The sequence below is a fragment of the Pantoea sp. B550 genome (assembly GCF_024158165.1).
Taxonomy (GTDB): Bacteria; Pseudomonadota; Gammaproteobacteria; order Enterobacterales; family Enterobacteriaceae; genus Pantoea; species Pantoea alfalfae.
Genome location: NZ_JAMYXI010000003.1, coordinates 240,153 through 261,617, shown reverse-complemented (window position 1 = coordinate 261,617; position 21,465 = coordinate 240,153). Strand labels below are relative to the sequence as shown.

Here is a 21,465-nt window from a genome sequence, read left to right as displayed (position 1 = left end):
TCGCCTGTTGGCGGCTTATTTCACCATCTGACTAAAGGCATCCAGCGCCAGCAGGGCGTTGGCGATATCTTCCGGTGACAGATGAGGGTTGAGGTTTTTCAGCGTATCGCCCTCACTGTTCGCCAGTGCCCCCACTTTCACCAGATTTTCCCAGCTTTCATTTTCCAGATGCATTTCACGCAACGTGGTCGGCATGTTGATGCTGCGATAGAAACGAATATAGCGCGCAATTTCCTCATCCGACCGCTGCTCAAGCACCATCTGCGTCAGTGTGCCGTAGGCGACTTTCTCGCCGTGGGTGAGATGATGGATATCGCCATCGATGGCGGTAAAACCATTGTGAATAGCGTGGGCGGCTGCCAGCCCGCCGTTTTCAAAGCCCAGCCCTGAAAGCAGCGTGTTCGCCTCAACCACCGCTTCCACTGCGGGCGTGACCCGTTTTTCGGTAACGGCGATGTATGCGCTGTATCCCCACTTAAGCAGTGTTTCTTCGCAGGCGCGGGCAATCGCCAGTCCGGCAAGGGTCGGATCGCCGCTGACCATCGATTTCGCATGGGAGCGCGCCACTGCCTGCGCTTCAACCCAGGTGGCCAGACCATCGGCAATGCCGGAGGCAAAGAGCCGCGCAGGTGCACTGGCGCAGACTGCCGTATCGACCAGCACCAAATCGGGATTTTTGCTGTAGAAGCGATAGCTCTCAAATACGCCGCTGTCAGAGTAGATGACTGATAGCGCACTACAGGGGGCATCGGTGGAGGCAATGGTCGGCACGATGGCCACCGGCTGTTTAAGTTCGTCCGCCACCGCCTTAACCGTATCCAGCGTTTTGCCGCCGCCCAGCCCGACAACCACGTTACAGCCCTGGCTCTTCGCCAGCGCACTGAGACGGGTGATCTCATTACTGGAGGCCTCGCCGTTAAACTGCTGCCAGCTGAATTTCACCCCGGCGGACTGCAATGTCTGTTGTGTGCGTTCGCCAATCAGCTTCCAGACAACGTCATCCGCCACCAGAAAGGCCTGATCGCCCAGTTCAGTCAGGTACGTTCCCAGCTCATCAAGCACACCTGCGCCCTGCACATATTTACGGGGTGATGAAAAAATAAATTTACTCATAATCACATCTCCTTAAGATGAATGGTTCGACCCGATCCAGCCTGGCACAATCCACTCAGAGTGGCAGTCGATTCCGCGCATGACTGCTCCATGGGCTGTTAAGCTGCCTGAACACCCCTTGCCGGGAGAAATAACGGAGAATCGTCATGAGCGCCACGCTCTTTTCATTTCTGTTTGCGATAACTATTCTGACACTCACACCTGGATTTGATACCGCGCTGGTGCTGCGAACCGCCATTGCACAGGGCTGGCAACGCGCCTGGGCGACAGCCCTTGGCGTAACGCTGGGTTGTCTGCTTTGGGGGATCGCAGTTGGGCTGGGGCTGGGCGCGCTGCTGATGGCCTCTGAAATCGCCTATAACCTGCTAAAGTGGATCGGTGCAGGCTGGCTGCTCTGTCTGGGCATAAAGCTGCTGCTTAAGCCGCGTCAGCAATCCGTGGGGACAGCTGGACAGCCTGCACATCAGCAGGGCTATCTGGCCTGCTTCAGTCGGGGATTAATGGGAAATCTGCTGAATCCGAAAATTGGCGTGTTTTACGTCACTTTTCTGCCACAGTTCATTCCGGCGGGGGCGTCCGTGACGCTCTGGTGCACACTGATGGCACTGGCGCACATGCTACTGGGGCTGTTCTGGAATGCGGTACTGATTGGCGGCAGCCACTATTTCGCCAGCCATCTGCGAAAACCGACGGTGCTGAAGGGGATGGATCGTCTGACCGGCTGTGTATTTATTGGATTTGCGGCGAAACTGGCGTTGTCTCGCCGCTAGGGTATTAAGGTTTGGTGGCGACCAGAACGGCACGCAGAGGCGCCGGATAGCCTTCAACCGTTTTGCTGGGATCATCGGGGTCGAGGAATTCAGCCAGCGACTCGCTGGTCATCCAGTCGGTACGGCGCTGCTCTTCGGTGGTGGTCAGAGCAAAATCGACAATCCGCACATCGACAAAGCCGCTTTTCTCCAGCCAGCTTTTCAGCGCTTTCGCTGAAGGGATAAAGAACACATTGCGCATCTGTGCATAGCGTTCACCGGGCACCAGCACCTGATTCACATCGCCTTCAATCACCAGCGTTTCCAGCACCAGCTCGCCTCCGCTCACCAGCTGATTTTTTAGTTGTAGCAAGTGATCCAGCGGCGAACGACGGTGATAGAGAACACCCATCGAAAATACGGTATCAAACGCCTGTAACGCTGGGAGTTGCTCAATGCCCAGCGGCAGCATATGCGCACGGCGATCGTCATTCAGCAGCTTACGCACTGCTTCGAACTGCACCAGGAACAGCTGCATCGGATCGATGCCGACCACCAGGTGTGCGCCTGCGCCAATCATCCGCCACATGTGGTAACCGCTGCCACAGCCGACATCCAGTACTGTGCGGCCCGCCAGCGGGGAGATGTGCGGTATCACGCGTTCCCACTTCCAGTCAGATCGCCATTCTGTGTTGATGTGGGTGCCATAGAGGAAATAAGGCCCTTTGCGCCACGGCATCAGGTTACGCAGTAATTTCTCAATCCCCTGACGATGGCGGTCGCTGATGTCATCGCGGTCGGCGGTGACGCTGTGCAGCAGGTCCAGTTTTTGCGGTTCCAGCAGCGGCAGATACTCCAGCGACTTGTACCAGTCACGAAAGTGCCCGTGCAGGTTTTCACGCTGCCACTCACTGATTTGCGCCGGTAAGACTTCCAGCCACTTCGCCAGCGGGCCCACTGCAATTTGCTGATAAAAACGGCCAAAGTCGATCATTTCAACGCCACCAGAGATCCAAAATTAAAGCACTGGAACCAGAGTTCGGCGTGCGAGAACCCGGCCTGTTTCAGGCGGGCTTTATGCGCTTCAACGCTGTCAGTCAGCATCACATTTTCCAGCATGCTGCGTTTCTGGCTGATTTCCAGTTCGCTGTAGCCGTTGGCGCGCTTGAAGTCGTGATGCATGTTAAACAGCAGTTCACCGACCTCGGCATCTTCAAAGCTGAACTTCTCCGACAGCACCAGCGCGCCGCCCGGTTTGAGTCCCTGCCAGATCTTTTCCAGCAGCGCCAGACGTGCAGGCGGCTCAAGAAACTGCAGCGTGAAGTTGAGTACCACCAGCGAGGCGTCTTCAATCTCAATGTCGCGGATATCCGCTTCCAGCACCGTGACCGGTGTGTCCGCGCGAAACGCATCAAGATGGCGACGACAGCGCTCCACCATCGCCGGGGAGTTATCCACCGCGATGATCTGGCAACCCGGCACATGAATATTGCGACGCACCGAAAGGGTGGCCGCACCCAGCGAGCAGCCCAGGTCATAGACCCTGCTGTCCGGAGTCACAAAACGTTCTGCCAGCATGCCAATCATCGAAATGATGTTGGAGTAGCCGGGCACCGAGCGCTGAATCATGTCAGGAAAGACTTCAGCTACACGCTCGTCAAAAGTCCAGTCGCCCAGTTTTGCAATGGGCGCTGAGAAGAGTTGATCGCGGTCAGACATATCGAAAATCCGAAGAGACGACGGAAAGGGCGCTATTCTCGCAGAAAGTGGGGCGGGCTGCACCCCTTAACCCAGGCTGGCTTAATGGAACGTCAGGACCAGTTCCCACGGCATATAAATCAGGTTGAAAATCACCATGCCACACAGTGAAAACAGCGTCAGGAGCATGCCATATTTACGGCCCGCCATGGCGCTGCTGCGCAATCCCCATGCGTGCAGCAGGCGGCTGATAAAGAACAGCAGGCCGGTGAGATGCACCATCCAGATATCGGCGCCGTTCATCTCCATCATCACCAGCAGAAACAGCGCCAGTGGAATGGTTTCGATGGCATTGCCATGAATGCGGATCGCCATTTTCAGGTCGTGATAGCCGCCATCGCCATACGCCACCCGGTAGAACCGACGGTAACGCACCACGTCCAGCGTGAATTTCATTATCAGCAATGCCCCTATCACCACATATAACGCGCTAACCATAGCCACTCCCGCGACTGTCCATAATGATTCGATTCTAACGGGCGCACAGCCCGCTGTCCTGTAACGCAATCAAAACAGTGACGTCTGTTGCGGCCAGTCGGGTCCGTTACCGATAGCCGGATCGATCTCCTGCAACTGCGGCCAGAGTGCCTGCACCAGCGGAAAGACCTGACCCATATCGGGCGTGTGCAGAAACAGCATGGCGTCGCCCTGTCGCTGCCACTCAGCCAGCTTAGTACGCCAGATCTGGAACAGCGGCACGCTCTCGTCCACGCTGTCGCTGCCGATAAACCGCACCATCGGCTGCGAGCCAGTTCGCAGGGCATGCGGCGGCACTCTCGGCTTCTGCGAACGCGCGACCAGCGCCGCCGGGCTTTGCGAGGTGGAGGCGTGAACCGGACGGCTATCGAGGATTACACGATTGATTCCACGCGCCAGCAGGCCCCGATTCAATGACCGTTCCGCCTCGCCCTTGGCAAAGAAAGCCGGATGACGCACTTCAACGCCATAGTGAAAACGGCGCGGCAGACTATCCAGAAAACGCCACAGGTCATTGAGCTGTGCCGGGGAGAAGCTGGCGGGCAGCTGCAGCCAGTACTGACCGATACGATCGGCCAGCGGCTCCATCAGGCGCAGAAAATCGGTCAGCAGATCATCGCTATGCTGCAGCGCCGCCTGATGGCTGATGGTGTTGGGAAATTTAAAGCAGAAGCGAAATGCATCGTGGGTCATGTCGCGCCAGCGCATCACCGTTTCAGCATTCGGCAGCGCATAGAGGGTGGTATTTCCCTCTACGCAGTGGAAGTAGCGGGCATAGTCCGCCAGGCTTTCGATACCCCAGCGTTTCCAGTGTGAATGCTGCCACTGGGGCAGGCCAATACGAAGTGTCACGCGCGCTCCTGGCTGCAGGTTAAGTGACCTCATTATCCGCTATGGTCAGGCTGAGGGGCAAATGCACACAGGAAATCGGTGCTTTGGCGCTGATCTGCTTATCCTGTCTGGCTTTTTCCATTATAATGGCCGCCATTTTTGCGACAGCATCGCATCAGGTAACGCGGCCGGATGCTGTCAGCTGCAGCGGCGAAGTTAAAAGGATAGTGTTATGCGTACAGAATATTGCGGACAGCTCAATCTGTCTCATGTGGGTCAGCAAGTCACGCTTTGCGGCTGGGTAAACCGCCGTCGCGATCTGGGCAGTTTGATTTTTATCGACATGCGCGACCGTGAAGGCATCGTGCAGGTATTTTTTGATCCCGATCGTCAGGACGCATTTAAGCTGGCTTCTGAACTGCGTAACGAATTCTGCATCCAGATCACCGGTACTGTGCGCGCACGCGATGAGAAGAACAAAAACAGCGACATGGCGACCGGCGAAGTCGAAGTGTTTGCCCAGGCGCTGACCATCATCAACCGCTCTGAGCCACTGCCGCTGGACTCCAACCAGACCAACAGCGAAGAAGCGCGCCTGAAATACCGCTACCTGGATCTGCGTCGCCCTGAGATGGTGACGCGTTTGAAAACCCGCGCAAAAATCACCAGCTTTGTCCGTCGCTTTATGGATGACGAAGGGTTCCTGGATATCGAAACCCCGATGCTGACCAAGGCGACGCCAGAAGGCGCGCGCGACTATCTGGTGCCAAGCCGGGTTCACAAAGGCAAATTCTATGCGCTGCCGCAGTCACCACAGCTGTTCAAACAGCTGCTGATGATGTCCGGCTTTGACCGCTACTATCAGATCGTAAAATGCTTCCGCGATGAAGATTTACGTGCCGATCGTCAGCCAGAGTTTACCCAGATCGACGTAGAAACCTCCTTTATGACTGCGCCACAGGTGCGCGAAATCATGGAGCGTTTAATCCGCAATCTGTGGCAGGACGTGCAGGGCATAGATCTCGGTGCGTTCCCGCAGATGACCTTTGCGGAAGCGATGCATCGCTACGGTTCCGATAAGCCGGATCTGCGTAACCCGATGGAGCTGGTGGACGTTGGCGACCTGCTGAAAAACGTGGAGTTCCAGGTCTTCTCTGGCCCGGCTAACGACGAAAAAGGCCGTGTTGCCGCGCTGCGTGTACCGACGGGTGCGCAGCTGAGCCGTAAGCAGATTGATGAATATGGCAAATTCGTGGAGATTTACGGCGCGAAAGGGCTGGCGTGGATGAAGGTTAACGTCCGTGCAGATGGCCTGGAAGGCGTGCAGAGTCCGGTTGCCAAGTTCCTGAATGCAGAGATCGTTGAAGGCATTCTGAGCCGTACCGGCGCGCAGGATGGCGACATTATCTTCTTTGGTGCTGACCGCGCAAAAGTGGTCGCTGACGCACTGGGTGCGCTTCGCCTGAAAGTGGGCCGCGAGCTGAACATCACCGATGAGAACGCCTGGGCACCGCTGTGGGTGATCGACTTCCCGATGTTCGAAGAGGACGAGGAAGGCGGTCTGGCCGCCATGCACCATCCGTTCACTGCACCAAAAGAGATGAGCGCAGAAGAACTGGCAGCCGATCCGACCCGTGCCGTGGCGAATGCTTATGACATGGTGATCAACGGTTATGAAGTTGGCGGCGGTTCAGTGCGTATCCACAACGGCAAAATGCAGCAGACGGTGTTCAGCATTCTGGGTATTGAAGAGCATGAGCAGCGCGAGAAGTTTGGCTTCCTGCTGGATGCGCTGAAGTTCGGTACACCACCGCATGCAGGCCTGGCTTTTGGTCTGGATCGCCTGACCATGCTGCTGACCGGCACCGACAACATTCGTGACGTTATCGCGTTCCCGAAAACCACGGCGGCAGCCTGCATGATGACCGAAGCGCCAAGCGAAGCGAACCCGGCTTCTCTGCTGGAGCTTGGCATCCAGGTGGTTAAAAAAGAAAAGCCTGAGAATAAATAATGGGCTATAAACACCCGGTTTCAGTGCTGGTCGTCATTTCGGCGCGCGATACTGGCCGGGTGCTGATGCTGCAGCGGCGTGACGATCCCACGTTCTGGCAGTCGGTGACCGGCAGCCTGGAAGCGGGAGAGTCACCGCTGACAACCGCGTGTCGTGAGGTGCATGAAGAGGTCGGCATTAACGTGCTGGCTGAGCAGCTGGAAATAGAGGATTGTCAGCGTCAGATTGATTTTGAAATCTTCCCCCATTTCCGCCATCGCTATGCGCCGGATGTTACCCATAATCACGAGCACTGGTTTCGCCTGCAATTGCCGGAAGAGCGTAATATCACGCTGACCGAGCATCTGGCGTTTCGCTGGCTGGCACCCGCTGACGCTGCAGCATTAACCCGATCATGGAGTAATCGCCAGGCAATTGAAGAATTTATCTGAATGCTCGCCATCGCCCGGTATTCCGGCGGCGGATAGATTAAATTTTATGAATCTGGTGAGTTTTAACAGGACTACACCAACCTATTGAACAGTCAGGCGTCATCCTCGCCACGAAATTGTTCACCGTCAGCGCGAATCCCCTGCGTACACAGATACGTGAGGATAACGCGTAACGCTCGCCTCTCAGGGCCGTCAGGTTGTCACTTACCTGGCTGAGCACCGACGGTAAATAAGCTCGCAGCCAGGAGAGTCTGCACCCTGTAAAAGATCGGAGAATATTTAACATGGCAGGACACAGTAAGTGGGCAAATACCAAACACCGTAAGGCGGCGCAGGATGCCAAGCGAGGCAAAATTTTTACCAAAATCATTCGTGAACTGGTGACGGCGGCCAAGCTGGGTGGTGGCGATCCGGGTTCCAACCCGCGTCTGCGTGCAGCGATGGATAAAGCGCTGGCCAACAACATGACCCGTGACACCATGGATCGCGCCATCGCGCGCGGGGTGGGCGGCGATGACAACGCCAACATGGAGACCATCATTTATGAAGGTTACGGTCCTGGCGGCTCAGCCATCATGATTGAATGCCTGAGTGATAACCGTAACCGTACTGTAGGCGAAGTGCGTCACGCCTTCACCAAAACAGGCGGCAACCTGGGCACCGACGGTTCCGTGGCGTACCTGTTCAACAAAAAAGGTGTGATCTCCTTCGCGCCAGGTCAGGATGAAGACGCGGTGATGGAAGCCGCACTGGAAGCGGGCGGCGAAGACATCGTCACTTATGACGACGGCGCGATTGATGTCTTTACCGCATGGGAAGAGATGGGCACCGTGCGTGATGCACTGGAAGCCGCTGGCCTGAAAGCGGATACCGCAGAAGTGGCAATGATCCCGACCACCAAAGCGGAAATGGATGCAGAAACCGCACCAAAACTGCTGCGTCTGATCGACATGCTGGAAGATTGCGATGATGTGCAGGAGGTTTATCACAACGGTGAGATCTCCGACGAGGTGGCGGAAACGCTGTAATGGCGGTTGTCACCCTGTTAACCGGAGAGGCGTAATGTCGATTATTCTGGGTATCGATCCCGGCTCACGCATCACCGGTTATGGTGTTATTCGTCAGACCGGCCGCCAGCTCACGTATCTGGGCAGCGGCTGTATCCGCACCAATACCACCGAATTGCCCGCCCGCCTGAAGCTGATTTATGCGGGCGTCTGTGAAATCATCACGCAGTTTTCACCCGATTTCTTCGCCATTGAACAGGTGTTTATGGCGAAGAATGCAGACTCCGCGCTGAAGCTCGGCCAGGCGCGCGGTGCCGCGATTGTTGCTGCGGTAAACCACGATCTGCCCGTGTTTGAGTATGCTGCCCGTCAGGTAAAACAGACTGTAGTTGGCATCGGTAGCGCCGAGAAAAGTCAGGTGCAGCATATGGTGCGAACCCTGCTGAAGCTGCCAGCAAACCCGCAGGCGGATGCTGCCGATGCGCTGGCGATAGCCATTACTCACTGTCATGTGGCGCAGAACGCCGCTCGCATGAGTGACAGCAAGCTGGTGCTGACGCGCGGACGGTTGCGCTCAGGTTAGGGCATGGCACAGAACAGACACTCAGGCTGGATATTCATCCAGCCTTTTTTATGTTATAAAATCCGCCACATTCGTTAGTTAAGGAAGCATTCAGGTGATAGGTCGTTTACGGGGCAACATTCTGGAAAAGCAGCCGCCACTGGTGCTGCTTGAGGCACACGGCGTCGGCTATGAAATTTACATGCCCATGACCTGTTTTTATGAGTTGCCTGAACTTCAGCACGAAGCGGTTATTTTTACCCACTTTGTCGTGCGTGAAGATGCTCAACTGCTGTTTGGTTTTAACAGCAAGCAGGAGCGCGCGCTGTTTCGTGAGCTGATAAAAGTGAATGGCGTCGGACCCAAGCTGGCGCTGGCGATCCTCTCCGGCATGTCGGCGCAGCAATTTGTGACCGCTGTTGAGAAAGAAGAGATCGCGTCACTGGTGAAACTGCCTGGCGTAGGTAAAAAGACCGCTGAGCGTCTGGTAGTCGAGATGAAGGACCGCTTCAAAGGGATGCACGGCGACCTGTTTGGCGGCGATTCGGCCTTTACGCTCACCACGCCGAGCGCCGAGCCGGAAACCAACGATGCGGAATCTGAAGCGGTTGCAGCACTGGTATCACTGGGTTATAAACCGCAGGAAGCGAGCCGTATGATCAGTAAAGTCGGTCGACCGGATGCGGATTGTGAAACCCTGATCCGTGAAGCGCTCCGCGCCGCCATTTGAGGTAAGTCATGATAGAAGCCGACCGCCTGGTCTCCGCTGCCAGCATTAACGAAGAAGAGATAATCGACCGCGCCATTCGTCCGAAGATGCTGACCGAGTATGTCGGTCAGCCACAGGTGCGTGAGCAGATGGAGATTTTCATCAAAGCCGCACAGCTGCGTGGCGATGCGCTGGATCATCTGCTGATCTTCGGTCCGCCAGGTCTGGGGAAAACCACGCTGGCGAACATCGTGGCCAACGAGATGGGCGTGAACCTGCGTACCACATCGGGTCCGGTGCTGGAGAAGGCGGGCGATCTGGCGGCGATGCTGACCAACCTTGAACCCCATGACGTGCTGTTTATCGATGAGATCCATCGCCTGTCACCGGTGGTGGAAGAAGTGCTCTATCCGGCAATGGAAGATTATCAGCTCGATATCATGATCGGTGAAGGCCCGGCGGCGCGTTCGATCAAGCTCGATCTGCCGCCGTTCACCCTGATTGGTGCCACCACGCGTGCAGGCTCACTGACCTCGCCGCTGCGTGATCGTTTTGGCATTGTGCAGCGTCTGGAGTTTTATCAGGTTAAAGATCTGCAGCACATCGTAGGACGCAGTGCCGCCTGTCTGGGACTGGCGCTGAGTGACGAAGGGGCATTAGAGATCGCTCGTCGTGCACGCGGTACCCCGCGTATCGCTAATCGCCTGCTGCGCCGGGTACGTGACTTCGCTGAAGTTCGGGCGAATGGTGATATGAGCGGTGAGGTCTCCTGCAGTGCGCTGGATATGCTTAACGTCGACAGCGAAGGGTTCGATTATATGGACCGTAAACTGCTGCTGGCGATCATCGACAAGTTTATGGGTGGGCCGGTAGGGCTGGATAACCTGGCTGCGGCGATTGGTGAAGAGCGTGAAACCATCGAAGATGTGATTGAACCCTTCCTGATTCAGCAGGGCTTCATTCAGCGCACACCGCGTGGCCGTCTGGCCACGCAGCATGCTTATCGTCACTTCGGCATTACGCGCGAAGAGTAATTACACAGCCGGTTTGCGCACCATGCTGAAGATAAACAGGATGGCGGCACAGAGCACCACTGACGGCCCGGCAGGCGTGTCGTAAAACGCCGAGAAGGTCAGACCGCCAGTGACGGCGATCACGCCGATGACCACCGCGACGGCCGCCATGCCTTCCGGCGAGCGCACAAAACGGCGTGCGGTAGCAGCCGGAATAATCAGCAGTGAGGTGATGATCAGCGCACCCACAAACTTCATCGCCACGCCAATCGTCAGCGCCGTGACCAGCATAAGAATCAGCCGGGTACGCTGGATGTTGACGCCATCGACCTGCGCCAGTTCCGGGCTGATGGTCATGGACAGCAGCGACCGCCACTGCCACGCCATCACCAGCAGCACAATCACCACGCCGCCACCCATCATCCAGAGATCGTCTGGCGTCACCGCCAGCAGATCGCCAAACAGATACGCCATCAGATCGACGCGCACATTCTTCATCAGGCTGACGACGACCAGGCCCAGCGACAGCGCGCTGTGCGCCATAATGCCCAGCAGGGTATCGATAGCCAGATGCGGACGACGCTCCAGCCAGACCAGTCCCAGTGCCAGGCAGACCGTCACCAGAATCACCGCATAGTAGGGGTTCACGTTCAGCAGCAGGCCAAAGGCTACGCCGAGCAGAGACGCGTGCGCCAGGGTATCGCCAAAGTAGGACATCTTACGCCAGACGACGAACGAACCCAGCGGACCGGCAGCCAGCGCTAACATCACACCGCCTATCCAGCCCGGTAATAACAACTCAATCATGATGAACCCTGTCCTTTGCGTAAAACGATACGTCCCTGAAGGTCGTGACGATGATTATGATGATGACGGTAGATCGCCAGCTCCTGCGCGCCACGCGGGCCAAACATCGCGATAAATTCGGGATGCTGCGAGACGGCTTCCGGCGTGCCGGAACAGCAGATATGGTGGTTGAGGCACAACACTTCGTCGGTTTTTGCCATCACCAGATGCAGATCGTGGGAAACCATCAGCACACCGCAGTTCAGTTCCACACGTAACTGATTGATCAGGTCATACAGGGCAACCTGACCGTTCACGTCCACTCCCTGCGTCGGTTCATCCAGCACCAGCAACTGAGGCTGGTTCAGAAGGGCGCGCGCCAGCAACACACGCTGAGTTTCACCGCCGGACAGCTTCTGCAGCGGAGAGTTGAGCAGATGGCCCGCCTGCACTCGTTTCAGTGCCGGCATAATCTCCGCGTGTTTGCTGCCACGGGTCAGACGCATAAAGCGCTCAACCGTGACCGGCAGGGTAGGATCGATGTGGAGCTTCTGTGGCACGTAGCCGATACGCAGAGCAGGATTACGCTGAACCGAACCGGTTGTAGGGGCGAGCAGGCCAAGCACCACACGCACCAGCGTAGATTTTCCGGCACCGTTGGGACCCAGCAGGGTGAGGATGCGGCCAGGCTGCAACGCCAGGCTGACGCCTGATAACACATTGCGCTGGTTAAATTTTATGGAAACGTTATCGAGTGTGACAAGTGAGGTCATAGTATTTACAGGTTGCACAGAATTTCGAATGTTATAATATCACATTCCACCTCATGGTCACGATGGAATGACGCAATATGTTACATAATAAAAAGGGCACAATTTTCGCCCTGACTGCTTTATCTGTTTCAGCTTTGTTAACCCTTCCTGCCCAGGCGAATGTCGTGGCTTCACTCAAACCGGTAGGTTTTATCGCCGCAGCTATTGCTGATGGCGTTACACCGGTCGAGGTGCTGCTGCCAGACGGCGCGTCCGAACACGATTATGCCCTGCGGCCATCTGATGCAAAACGCTTAAAAAACGCGGACTTAGTTGTCTGGGTCGGGCCAGAAATGGAAGCCTTTATGGCAAAGTCTGCGGCTGAACTTCCGGCTCAAAAAAACCTCGCGATGGTGAACATCGACGGGGTAAAACCGTTATTGATTAGTGGTGGTGAAGATGAAGATGAACATGCAGCGGAAAAATCCGAAGATCAGGATGCTGAAGCCCATCATCACCATCACGGCGAGTTTAATATGCACCTGTGGTTGTCGCCAGAGATTGCGCGCAAAACCGCGGTTGCAATCCATGGAAAATTATTGGAACTTATGCCGCAAGATAAAGCCAAACTTGACGCCAACCTCCAGCAGTTTGAGGTAGCTTTGGCGGACACGGACAAACGCGTCAGCGCACAACTTGCTCCGGTCAGAAATAAAGGATATTTCGTTTTTCACGACGCTTACACGTACTTTGAAAAGCACTACGGTCTCTCGCCCGCCGGGCATTTTACCGTCAATCCTGAAATTCAACCGGGCGCTCAGCGTTTACACCAGATACGAACACAGTTGGTTGAGCAAAAGGCGGTCTGCGTCTTTGCTGAGCCACAATTCAGGCCAGCAGTCATCGATGCTGTCTCCCGCGGAACACAGGTGCGTAAAGGCACGCTTGATCCCCTGGGCACGGACATCAGCTTAGCCAAAGACAGCTATGTGAAATTCCTCTCACAACTGTCGAGCCAGTATGAAAGCTGCCTGAATGGAGCATGAGGAATAGGTAAAAGTGCAGCAGATAGCCCGCTCTGTCGCCCTCGCATTTAATAATTTGCCGCGCCCCCACCGCGTAATGCTGGGTTCTTTAACTGTAGTCACTCTGGCCGTCGCTGTCTGGCGGCCCTACGTTTATCATCCCACGGATGATGTGACGCCCATCGTTAAGAACATTGAACTGGATAAGAACACGCTTCGCACGCTGTTGCCGGAAGCCAGTGAGCCGATCGATCAAAGCACACCGGAACCGGACGAAGAGCTGCCTGCGGATGATGTCGACACCGACGCGCCCGAAACGGCAGGGGTGCATGACTACACCGTGTCATCTGGCGATACCCTGAGCAGTGCCCTTAATCAGTATGGCATCGACATCGGTGACATTAATGCGCTGGTGGTGAGCGATCGCGATCTGCGTAATCTGCAGGTCGGTCAGCAGCTTAGCTGGACGCTGGATGATGATGGCGGCCTGAAAACCCTGAGCTGGGAAATTTCCCGCCGTGAAACCCGCACCTATGAGCGCACCCCAGCGGGTGGCTTTAAGATGGATGCGGAGATGCAGAAGGGCGAATGGCGCAACAGCGTAATGCAGGGCGAAGTGCGTGGCAGTTTTGCCGCCAGCGCCCAGCGTGCAGGACTGAGCAGTGCCGAAGCCAGCGCGGTGATCAAAGCGATGCAGTGGCAGATGGACTTCCGTAAGCTGCGTGCCGGTGACCAGTTCAGCGTGCTGATGTCACGCGAAATGCTGGATGGTAAGAGTGCGCAGAGTCAGTTGCTGGGCGTGCGCCTGCGCAGCGGCGGTAAAGATTATTACGCATTCCGCGCGGAAGATGGCAAGTTCTACGATCGCAGCGGCTCGGGTCTGGCACGCGGCTTTATGCGCTTCCCGACGGTTAAGCAGTATCGTGTCTCTTCCAACTTTAATCCGCGTCGTCTTAACCCGGTAACCGGCCGCATTGCGCCACACAAAGGCGTCGACTTTGCGCTGCCAATCGGTACGCCGGTGCTGGCAGTCGGTGATGGTGAGATTGTGGTAGCGAAGAACGGCGGAGCCGCGGGTAACTACGTCGCTATCCGCCATGGCCGTCAGTATATGACGCGCTATATGCACATGAAGAAAGTGCTGGTGAAACCAGGTCAGAAAGTGAAACGCGGCGACCGCATCGGACTGTCTGGCAACACCGGACGCTCCACTGGCCCGCATCTGCATTTCGAAATCTGGATCAATAACCAGGCGGTTAACCCATTAACGGCGAAGCTACCGCGCATGGAAGGTCTGACCGGCAAAGATCGCAGCGATTACATGGCACAGGTTAAATCCTGGCTGCCCCAGCTGGGTCTGAAGTAAGCGAATTTCGTCAAATCGCGCAAAAACCGACGGCTTCTCCGTCGGTTTTTTGCTATCTGGCGCAGGATGATTGCAAATTTTCAGGTCGTCACTATCATAAGCCGGTCATTGCTTGAGGCGAGTGCATGGAAACCCGTAAAAAAAATAACATTGAATTTATTCCCGTTTTTGAACGTTCTTTTCTCAAACCTAAGTACTGGGGCAGCTGGCTGGCAATAGGTGCGCTGGCGGGTCTGGCTTATTTACCGCCGAAAGTGCGCGATCCGCTGCTGGGCCGGTTAGGCCGGTTTGCCGGTAAGCTGGCAAAGGGCGCACGTCGCCGCGCGTTGATTAATCTCTATTATTGCCTGCCGGAACTTAGTGAAGCGCAGCGCGCCACGCTGGTCGATGAGATGTTTGCGACAGCGCCGCAGGCGATGACAATGATGACCGAGCTGGTGCTGCGCGATCCTGCGCGCATCCGGCAGCGCGTTGAGTGGCATGGTCGTGAAATCATCGACCAGATGAAAGCTGAGCAGCAGAATGTGATTTTCCTGGTGCCACACGGCTGGGCGGTGGATATTCCCGCCATGCTGCTGGCGTCAGAAGGCCAGAAGATGGCGGCCATGTTCCACAACCAGAGCGACCCGCTGCTGGACTATGCCTGGAACAAGGCCCGTCGCCGCTATGGCGGCCGGATGCATGCCCGCAATGACGGGATTAAGCCGTTTATCAGTTCAGTACGTCAGGGTTACTGGGGCTACTATCTGCCCGATCAGGATCACGGTGCCGAGCACAGCGAATTTGTCGATTTCTTCGCTACCTATAAGGCGACGTTGCCTGCGGTAGGCCGGCTGATGAAGGTGTGTCGTGCCCGCGTGGTGCCGTTGTTCCCGGTTTATAACAGTGAAACGCATAAGCTTGAGATTTATGTGCGTCCGCCGATGGATGACCTGCTGGAGGCAGACGATCACCAGCTGGCTCGCCGGATGAATGAAGAGGTGGAAGTGTTTGTTCGCCCGCATCCAGAGCAGTACACGTGGATCCTCAAGCTGCTGAAGACCCGTAAAGAGGGTGACATCGAACCCTATTCGCGCAAAGAGCTTTATCCACGTAAATAGCAGTAAGGCCGCGAAAGCGGCCTTTTCTTATTTCTTAATCATTGGCTACAGCAGTATGCGCCCGTCGCTTTGAGCTTCTAAGCTGCCTGCTCAGGGCAAACCTGTGGCTGGGCTGCCTGTTTATAACGCTTCCAGCCTGCTGCGACGTTTACGCTCGCGCATAAACAGGGTGACGAGACCAAACCATAACACGCCACTGATAAAGTTGATCAGACAGAACCACAACGTGCCGCCGCTGAAGTAGCCACTTTTCGCCAGCTCAATCCCCACCGCCAGCGTCAGAATGCTAATCATCCCCAGCATGGCCGCCACGCTGCCTTTGCCTTCATCGCTGGCGTAGAGCGTCAGGCGATAGAGTCCGGCATTCACCATTCCCGCACCAAAAGCGTAGAGACTCAGGCCAGCCGTAATCAGCAGATAACCGTGACTGTTGAGCAGGCTTGCCACCAACGCCAGGCTCAGACCAATCAGAATCGGCCAGGCGGCGAACTTCACCGGCTGTTCAATCGGCACGCGTCCGGCCAGCTTACTCAGCGTCAGGTTACCGGCGATCATCGCCAGAAACACCGGCAATTGCAGCAGGGCATACTGCATGCGAGAAAGACCTTCGTCATGCATCAGGATCACCGGCGACAGAGCAACCCAGGTGAGGATCGGAATAAACACCAGTCCGATAGCAAAAGATCCGAACATCACCAGACGGTCTTTCATTAGTCGGCCATAGTTGCGCGCCAGATTGGGCAGGGCAATGGAGTGACTGCGATCGCCGGCGGTTTCGGGCATCACACGCCACAACACCACAAACGCAACGAGGCTGCAGGCGGCAAACAGCCAGAACATACTGCGCCAGCTGCCCACGGTGAGCCAGGCGGCACCGGCCAATGGGCCTGCCAGCGGAGCCATCAGCGCGACGTTGGCCATCAGCGCCATCATGCGCACCGCCAGCGCCTCATCAAAGGCTTCCTGAATCGCGGCATAGCCGACTGCGCCAATAAAGCAGAGACTGATGCCCTGAATAAAGCGCAGGCTGACAAATTCTTCAATCGAACTGACCCAGTGCGTGAGCATACAGGCGACGGCAAAAAACAGAATGCCGGACAGCATCACGGGTCGCCGGCCAAACTTATCGGAGAGTGGACCCAGCAGCCATTGCAGCACCACGCCACCAATCAGGTAAGCGGTCAGCGATGTAGAAACCCATTCCGGGCCAACAGAAAACTCGCTGGTGACGATCAGCATGCCGGGCTGAATCATGTCGTGAGCGATATAGGTCGCAAACTCGAACAGCACTAACGCCAGAGGAAAAAGTAAAATTCGGCCTGTAAGCTGGCTGATGGGCTGGAAACGGGGCATCTTGCCTCCTTGTCAGAAAAGAAAAACGCGACTGCCAGGCAGTCGCGTCGTTGATTCTACACCGACAATGTCAACGCGGGCGCAATTAATCCACGCGCAGCACACGAGTCGTATTGGTGGTGCCGGTGGCGCCCATTACATCACCCTGCGTCACGATGACCAGATCGCCGGAAACCAGGAAACCTTTATCGCGCAGCAGATTAACCGCGTCGTGTGCGGCCGCGACACCGTCGTTGTTACTGTCGAAGAACACCGGCGTCACACCGCGATAGAGCGCGGTAAGATTCAGCGTGCGCTCATGGCGCGACATCGCAAAAATCGGCAGGCCCGACGTGATACGTGAGGTCATCAGTGGAGTACGGCCCGACTCGGTCATGGTGATGATCGCGGTGACGCCCTGCAGATGGTTTGCGGCGTACATGGAAGACATGGCGATCGCTTCTTCGACGTTGTCGAACTGCACATCCAGACGGTGCTTGGAGACGTTGACGCTCGGGATTTTCTCCGCGCCCAGGCAGACCTTCGCCATCGCTGAGACGGTTTCCGCCGGATACTGACCCGCTGCGGTTTCCGCAGAGAGCATCACAGCATCGGTGCCATCCAGTACGGCGTTAGCCACGTCCATCACTTCTGCGCGAGTTGGCATCGGGTTCGTGATCATCGACTCCATCATCTGCGTCGCCGTAATGATGGTGCGGTTAAGCTGACGGGCACGACGAATCAATGCTTTCTGAATGCCGACCAGTTCCGGATCGCCAATCTCAACGCCCAGGTCGCCACGCGCAACCATCACCACGTCTGAGGCCAGAATGATGTCATCCATCGCTTCCTGACTGGCGACCGCTTCGGCACGTTCCACTTTAGCGACCAGCTTAGCGTCACAACCCGCTTCACGCGCCAGACGACGCGCCAGGTTCATATCTTCGCCACAGCGTGGGAAAGAGACAGCCAGATAATCGACGCGGATCTTAGCGGCGGTGATGATGTCTGCCTTGTCTTTTTCGGTCAGCGCTTCAGCTGACAGGCCGCCACCCAGCTTGTTAATGCCTTTGTTGTTCGACAGCGGGCCACCCACGGTGACCTCGGTGAAGACTTTCGTATCCTGAACTTCCAGCACCTTCAGCTGCACGCGACCATCATCCAGCAGCAGGATATCGCCCGGCACCACATCTTCAGGCAGACCTTTGTAGTCGATACCGACGCGCTCTTTATCGCCTTCGCCTTTACCCAGGCTCGCATCCAGCAGAAAACGGTCGCCAATATTCAGGAAAACTTTGCCTTCTTTGAAGGTCGAAACACGAATTTTTGGACCCTGGAGGTCACCAAGAATAGCCACGTGGCGGCCCAGCTTTGCGGCAATCTCACGCACTTTATCGGCACGTAGCTGATGGTCTTCTGCGGTGCCGTGAGAGAAGTTGAGTCGTACAACATTCGCACCGGCAGCGATGATTTTTTCGAGGTTATTATCACGATCGGTAGCCGGGCCGAGGGTTGTTACGATTTTGGTTCTTCTGAGACGTCTTGACATCGAGGACTCCGTAAACATTTAAGCGTGTCCGGGTCTGTGGACACAGCATGGTTATCTATTCTATATGATCGACGGGTTGTGATACGACTCACATTGTAAATGTGATGTTAATTTTTTTGCTGATCACTCTCTTCCCGAATGGTGTTCTTTTCGTAACGCGACGCTTTCAACGCCTCTTTCACGCGTTTCAGGTTTTCCCGGAAGGGAGCTCCCCGTTCCAGGGTAAAACCGGTCGCCAGCACATCGATCACGGTTAACTGCGCCAGGCGCGACACCATCGGCAAATAGACATCCGTATCTTCCGGTACATCAAGCACTAAAGCTATCGCTGCTTCATGGGCAAGGGGTGAATCGGGAGAGGTGATGGCAATAACGGTGGAACCGTTTACACGGGCCAGGCGAGCCAGTTCTACCATATTTTTTGTGCGTCCAGTATGCGAAATGAGAACAAAAACGTCACCGGCTCGACTATTTATGCAACTCATGCGCTGGATCACAATATCGTCCGACCAGATTACCGGCAGATTAAAGCGCAGAAATTTGGTAAAGGCATCATGCGCCACGACTGCGGACGCTCCCAGCCCGAAAAAGGCGAGTTTGTCGGCCTGCGCAAGCAGGGTGACGGCCTGTTGCAACTGCGTGCTGTTTAGTTGATCCCGCACACGCTGCAGTCCAGCCAGCGCCGAGTCGAAGATCTTGTGGCTGTAGTTCTCCACACTGTCGTCATCCTCCACGCCCCGGCTGACCCAACTGCTGCTTTTCACCAGACTCTGCGCCAGTTGCAGTTTAAAGTCAGGAAAGCCGCGTGCGCCAAGGTGATGGCAGAAGCGATTTACGGTGGGCTCACTCACGCCGGCAACGCCTGCCAGCGTCGCAATGCTGGAGTGCATTGCCGCCTGGGGTGCAGCCAGAATCTGCCGGGCGACTTTCTGTTCCGCTTTGCTCAGCGCAGCAAACTGCGCTTCAATTTTTTCCAGCATATTCATAAGCCGATAACCATTATCACTTTTATCAATTTCAATTATCACTGTCGCAGGAGGCGATTAACAGCGACTATATCGCGCCAGCACCCGGCGAGCGCAACGGCTGACAAGCCGATAGCGCTTTTTTTTGGGATACTTTGACCGATGCCAGATTTTCCTGACACCAGCAGACACAGAAAAAACCGGCAATCCGCACGTGTCATCACACGCGCTCAGCGTATCCGGTACAGAGTTAATGCGGTTGACCCGGCGAGTCGGTTTACCTGGCGCGGGGAAAAAAGTACATTGTGCTGAAAGAAAATAATAACCTGGACCCGGTGGCAGAGGATGCATCACCACCGGACTATCCTGCAACGAGGAGAGGAAAATGGCGGTAACACAAACAGCCCAGGCATGCGATCTGGTGATTTTCGGTGCCAAAGGCGATCTTGCACGCCGTAAACTGTTGCCTTCACTGTACCAGTTAGAGAAAGCGGGTCAGATCCACGAGGAAACCCGCATTATTGGTGTCGGCCGTGCCGAGTGGGACAAAGCGGAATACACCAAAGTGGTACGTGAAGCGCTGGAAACCTTCATGAAGGAGAAGATTGACGAAGCGCTGTGGGACAAACTCAGCAATCGTCTCGACTTCTGCAACCTCGATGTTAATGACACCACGCACTTCCCGAAACTGGGCAAGATGCTGGACCAGAAAAACCGCACCACCATTAACTACTTCGCGATGCCGCCGAGCACCTTTGGCGCGATCTGTCAGGGACTGGGCACCGCGAAGCTGAATGCGAAACCGGCGCGTGTCGTGATGGAGAAGCCGCTGGGTACCTCACTGGAAACCTCGCAGGAGATCAACGACAGCGTTGGTGAATACTTCGATGAGAGCCAGGTGTTCCGTATCGACCACTATCTCGGCAAAGAGACCGTGCTTAACCTGCTGGCGCTGCGCTTTGCGAACTCTATCTTCGTGAACAACTGGGATAACCGCACCATCGACCACGTGCAGATCACGGTGGCCGAAGAGGTGGGTATCGAAGGCCGCTGGGGTTACTTCGATAAAGCGGGTCAGATGCGTGACATGATTCAGAACCACCTTTTGCAGATTCTGACCATGATCGCCATGTCGCCGCCGTCCGATCTTAGCGCCGACAGCATCCGTGACGAAAAAGTTAAAGTGCTGCGCTCGCTGCGCCGCATCGACCAGACCAACGTGCGTGAGAAAACCGTACGCGGTCAGTACACTGCGGGCTTTGTACAGGGTAAAAAAGTGCCAGGCTACCTGGAAGAAGAGGGTGCCAATAAAACGAGCGCTACGGAGACTTTCGTCGCAATTCGTGTCGATATCGATAACTGGCGATGGGCAGGCGTGCCGTTCTACCTGCGTACCGGCAAGCGTTTACCGACCAAGTGTTCCGAAGTCGTGGTCTACTTTAAAAACCCTGAGATGAACCTGTTCAAAGATTCCTACTCAGAGCTGCCGCAGAACAAGCTGACCATTCGTCTGCAACCGGACGAAGGCGTGGATATCGAGATCCTGAACAAAGTGCCGGGTCTCGATCACAAGCACAAGCTGCAGACCACCAAGCTGGATCTGAGCTACTCCGAGACGTTCAACCAGTCGCACCTTGCCGATGCTTACGAGCGTCTGCTGCTGGAGAGCATGCGCGGTATCCAGGCGCTGTTTGTGCGTCGCGATGAAGTTGAAGCCGCATGGACCTATGTCGATTCCATTATTGAAGCCTGGGCGGCGGATGGTGACTCTTCCAAGCCGTATCAGGCCGGCACCTGGGGCCCGGTAGCCTCGGTGGCGATGATCACCCGCGATGGCCGCTCATGGAACGAGTTTGAATAACTGAAGTGATGATGAAGCCCGTAACGCGGTGGTGAGATGGGTGATTATATCAGCCCGGTCTGTTGTAA

21 protein-coding genes are annotated in these 21,465 nt (G+C 55.9%); 11 read left to right on the top strand and 10 right to left on the bottom strand.

The window, feature by feature from the left end; translation table 11 throughout:
- Positions 1 to 15: 15 nt before the first annotated feature.
- Complete coding sequence (locus NIM72_RS04305; protein ID WP_161733136.1) at positions 16 to 1,113, bottom strand: glycerol dehydrogenase; 1,098 nt, start codon at positions 1,111 to 1,113, stop codon at positions 16 to 18.
- Positions 1,114 to 1,259: 146 nt separating this feature from the next.
- Here NIM72_RS04305 and NIM72_RS04300 point away from each other — a divergent pair, with 146 nt between their 5' ends.
- Complete coding sequence (locus NIM72_RS04300) at positions 1,260 to 1,883, top strand: LysE family translocator (protein ID WP_253418905.1); 624 nt, start codon at positions 1,260 to 1,262, stop codon at positions 1,881 to 1,883.
- 4 nt (positions 1,884 to 1,887) lie between these two features.
- Here the strand turns inward: NIM72_RS04300 and cmoB are convergent, their stop codons facing one another.
- The 4 genes from cmoB to NIM72_RS04280 form a co-directional block, all read right to left on the bottom strand.
- The gene (gene cmoB / locus NIM72_RS04295) at positions 1,888 to 2,856 is read right to left on the bottom strand and encodes a tRNA 5-methoxyuridine(34)/uridine 5-oxyacetic acid(34) synthase CmoB (RefSeq protein WP_161733132.1); all 969 of its coding nucleotides are present in this window, start codon (positions 2,854 to 2,856) and stop codon (positions 1,888 to 1,890) included.
- Positions 2,853 to 3,581 carry a carboxy-S-adenosyl-L-methionine synthase CmoA gene (cmoA, locus tag NIM72_RS04290; RefSeq protein WP_033732927.1) on the bottom strand — a complete coding sequence of 243 codons (729 nt, stop codon included), beginning with the start codon at positions 3,579 to 3,581 and terminating at the stop codon, positions 2,853 to 2,855. Before cmoA ends, cmoB begins: the two co-directional genes overlap by 4 nt.
- Positions 3,582 to 3,662: 81 nt before the next feature.
- Positions 3,663 to 4,058 carry an MAPEG family protein gene (locus NIM72_RS04285; protein ID WP_161733130.1) on the bottom strand — a complete coding sequence of 132 codons (396 nt, stop codon included), beginning with the start codon at positions 4,056 to 4,058 and terminating at the stop codon, positions 3,663 to 3,665.
- A 69-nt stretch (positions 4,059 to 4,127) separates the two neighbouring features.
- Complete coding sequence (locus tag NIM72_RS04280) at positions 4,128 to 4,949, bottom strand: DUF72 domain-containing protein (protein WP_253418902.1); 822 nt, start codon at positions 4,947 to 4,949, stop codon at positions 4,128 to 4,130.
- A 211-nt stretch (positions 4,950 to 5,160) separates the two neighbouring features.
- Here NIM72_RS04280 and aspS point away from each other — a divergent pair, with 211 nt between their 5' ends.
- From aspS to ruvB, 6 genes are all read left to right on the top strand, one after another.
- Positions 5,161 to 6,939, top strand: coding sequence for an aspartate--tRNA ligase (gene aspS / locus NIM72_RS04275; protein WP_222925375.1), 1,779 nt, complete (start codon positions 5,161 to 5,163; stop codon positions 6,937 to 6,939).
- Complete coding sequence (nudB, locus tag NIM72_RS04270) at positions 6,939 to 7,370, top strand: dihydroneopterin triphosphate diphosphatase (RefSeq protein ID WP_161733124.1); 432 nt, start codon at positions 6,939 to 6,941, stop codon at positions 7,368 to 7,370. Before aspS ends, nudB begins: the two co-directional genes overlap by 1 nt.
- A 284-nt stretch (positions 7,371 to 7,654) precedes the next feature.
- Positions 7,655 to 8,398 carry a YebC/PmpR family DNA-binding transcriptional regulator gene (locus NIM72_RS04265; protein WP_033732924.1) on the top strand — a complete coding sequence of 248 codons (744 nt, stop codon included), beginning with the start codon at positions 7,655 to 7,657 and terminating at the stop codon, positions 8,396 to 8,398.
- A 34-nt stretch (positions 8,399 to 8,432) separates the two neighbouring features.
- Positions 8,433 to 8,960, top strand: a complete 528-nt coding sequence (gene ruvC, locus NIM72_RS04260; RefSeq protein ID WP_003849205.1) for a crossover junction endodeoxyribonuclease RuvC — start codon at positions 8,433 to 8,435, stop codon at positions 8,958 to 8,960.
- A gap of 94 nt (positions 8,961 to 9,054) precedes the next feature.
- Positions 9,055 to 9,669 carry a Holliday junction branch migration protein RuvA gene (gene ruvA, locus NIM72_RS04255; RefSeq protein ID WP_003849207.1) on the top strand — a complete coding sequence of 205 codons (615 nt, stop codon included), beginning with the start codon at positions 9,055 to 9,057 and terminating at the stop codon, positions 9,667 to 9,669.
- An 8-nt stretch (positions 9,670 to 9,677) separates the two neighbouring features.
- On the top strand, positions 9,678 to 10,682 hold the full coding sequence (gene ruvB / locus NIM72_RS04250; RefSeq protein ID WP_013358170.1) for a Holliday junction branch migration DNA helicase RuvB: 1,005 nt from the start codon (positions 9,678 to 9,680) through the stop codon (positions 10,680 to 10,682).
- On the opposite strand, the gene znuB is transcribed toward ruvB, so the two are convergent.
- Positions 10,683 to 11,468, bottom strand: a complete 786-nt coding sequence (gene znuB / locus NIM72_RS04245; RefSeq protein ID WP_098050283.1) for a zinc ABC transporter permease subunit ZnuB — start codon at positions 11,466 to 11,468, stop codon at positions 10,683 to 10,685.
- The gene (gene znuC / locus NIM72_RS04240) at positions 11,465 to 12,220 is read right to left on the bottom strand and encodes a zinc ABC transporter ATP-binding protein ZnuC (protein ID WP_253418899.1); all 756 of its coding nucleotides are present in this window, start codon (positions 12,218 to 12,220) and stop codon (positions 11,465 to 11,467) included. Before znuC ends, znuB begins: the two co-directional genes overlap by 4 nt.
- Positions 12,221 to 12,297: 77 nt before the next feature.
- Between znuC and znuA the strand changes: the two genes are divergently transcribed.
- The 3 genes from znuA (at position 12,298) to lpxM (ending at position 15,690) form a co-directional block, all read left to right on the top strand.
- Positions 12,298 to 13,245: a zinc ABC transporter substrate-binding protein ZnuA gene (gene znuA, locus NIM72_RS04235; RefSeq protein WP_095707041.1), complete on the top strand. Its 948-nt coding sequence runs from the start codon at positions 12,298 to 12,300 to the stop codon at positions 13,243 to 13,245.
- Between the two features lie 13 nt (positions 13,246 to 13,258).
- Complete coding sequence (gene mepM, locus NIM72_RS04230; RefSeq protein ID WP_161733122.1) at positions 13,259 to 14,590, top strand: murein DD-endopeptidase MepM; 1,332 nt, start codon at positions 13,259 to 13,261, stop codon at positions 14,588 to 14,590.
- Positions 14,591 to 14,715: 125 nt separating this feature from the next.
- On the top strand, positions 14,716 to 15,690 hold the full coding sequence (gene lpxM / locus NIM72_RS04225) for a lauroyl-Kdo(2)-lipid IV(A) myristoyltransferase (RefSeq protein WP_253418896.1): 975 nt from the start codon (positions 14,716 to 14,718) through the stop codon (positions 15,688 to 15,690).
- 120 nt (positions 15,691 to 15,810) lie between these two features.
- Here the strand turns inward: lpxM and NIM72_RS04220 are convergent, their stop codons facing one another.
- From NIM72_RS04220 to NIM72_RS04210, 3 genes are all read right to left on the bottom strand, one after another.
- Positions 15,811 to 17,043 (bottom strand): MFS transporter, encoded by a 1,233-nt coding sequence (locus NIM72_RS04220; RefSeq protein WP_161733118.1) that lies wholly within the window; start codon positions 17,041 to 17,043, stop codon positions 15,811 to 15,813.
- A gap of 85 nt (positions 17,044 to 17,128) precedes the next feature.
- Complete coding sequence (pyk, locus tag NIM72_RS04215) at positions 17,129 to 18,571, bottom strand: pyruvate kinase (protein ID WP_161733116.1); 1,443 nt, start codon at positions 18,569 to 18,571, stop codon at positions 17,129 to 17,131.
- 107 nt (positions 18,572 to 18,678) lie between these two features.
- Positions 18,679 to 19,557: a MurR/RpiR family transcriptional regulator gene (locus NIM72_RS04210; protein WP_202604894.1), complete on the bottom strand. Its 879-nt coding sequence runs from the start codon at positions 19,555 to 19,557 to the stop codon at positions 18,679 to 18,681.
- 364 nt (positions 19,558 to 19,921) lie between these two features.
- Here NIM72_RS04210 and zwf point away from each other — a divergent pair, with 364 nt between their 5' ends.
- Positions 19,922 to 21,397 (top strand): glucose-6-phosphate dehydrogenase, encoded by a 1,476-nt coding sequence (gene zwf, locus NIM72_RS04205; RefSeq protein ID WP_033732917.1) that lies wholly within the window; start codon positions 19,922 to 19,924, stop codon positions 21,395 to 21,397.
- The last annotated feature ends 68 nt before the right edge of the window (positions 21,398 to 21,465 follow it).

Coding starts and splice junctions, on each gene's coding strand:
- NIM72_RS04305 (WP_161733136.1), bottom strand. CDS start 1,113: ATGAGTAAATTTATTTTTTCATCACCCCGTAAATATGTGCAGGGCGCA.
- NIM72_RS04300 (WP_253418905.1), top strand. CDS start 1,260: ATGAGCGCCACGCTCTTTTCATTTCTGTTTGCGATAACTATTCTGACA.
- cmoB (WP_161733132.1), bottom strand. CDS start 2,856: ATGATCGACTTTGGCCGTTTTTATCAGCAAATTGCAGTGGGCCCGCTG.
- cmoA (WP_033732927.1), bottom strand. CDS start 3,581: ATGTCTGACCGCGATCAACTCTTCTCAGCGCCCATTGCAAAACTGGGC.
- NIM72_RS04285 (WP_161733130.1), bottom strand. CDS start 4,058: ATGGTTAGCGCGTTATATGTGGTGATAGGGGCATTGCTGATAATGAAA.
- aspS (WP_222925375.1), top strand. CDS start 5,161: ATGCGTACAGAATATTGCGGACAGCTCAATCTGTCTCATGTGGGTCAG.
- nudB (WP_161733124.1), top strand. CDS start 6,939: ATGGGCTATAAACACCCGGTTTCAGTGCTGGTCGTCATTTCGGCGCGC.
- NIM72_RS04265 (WP_033732924.1), top strand. CDS start 7,655: ATGGCAGGACACAGTAAGTGGGCAAATACCAAACACCGTAAGGCGGCG.
- ruvC (WP_003849205.1), top strand. CDS start 8,433: ATGTCGATTATTCTGGGTATCGATCCCGGCTCACGCATCACCGGTTAT.
- ruvB (WP_013358170.1), top strand. CDS start 9,678: ATGATAGAAGCCGACCGCCTGGTCTCCGCTGCCAGCATTAACGAAGAA.
- znuB (WP_098050283.1), bottom strand. CDS start 11,468: ATGATTGAGTTGTTATTACCGGGCTGGATAGGCGGTGTGATGTTAGCG.
- znuC (WP_253418899.1), bottom strand. CDS start 12,220: ATGACCTCACTTGTCACACTCGATAACGTTTCCATAAAATTTAACCAG.
- znuA (WP_095707041.1), top strand. CDS start 12,298: ATGTTACATAATAAAAAGGGCACAATTTTCGCCCTGACTGCTTTATCT.
- lpxM (WP_253418896.1), top strand. CDS start 14,716: ATGGAAACCCGTAAAAAAAATAACATTGAATTTATTCCCGTTTTTGAA.
- NIM72_RS04220 (WP_161733118.1), bottom strand. CDS start 17,043: ATGCCCCGTTTCCAGCCCATCAGCCAGCTTACAGGCCGAATTTTACTT.
- pyk (WP_161733116.1), bottom strand. CDS start 18,571: ATGTCAAGACGTCTCAGAAGAACCAAAATCGTAACAACCCTCGGCCCG.
- NIM72_RS04210 (WP_202604894.1), bottom strand. CDS start 19,557: ATGAATATGCTGGAAAAAATTGAAGCGCAGTTTGCTGCGCTGAGCAAA.
- zwf (WP_033732917.1), top strand. CDS start 19,922: ATGGCGGTAACACAAACAGCCCAGGCATGCGATCTGGTGATTTTCGGT.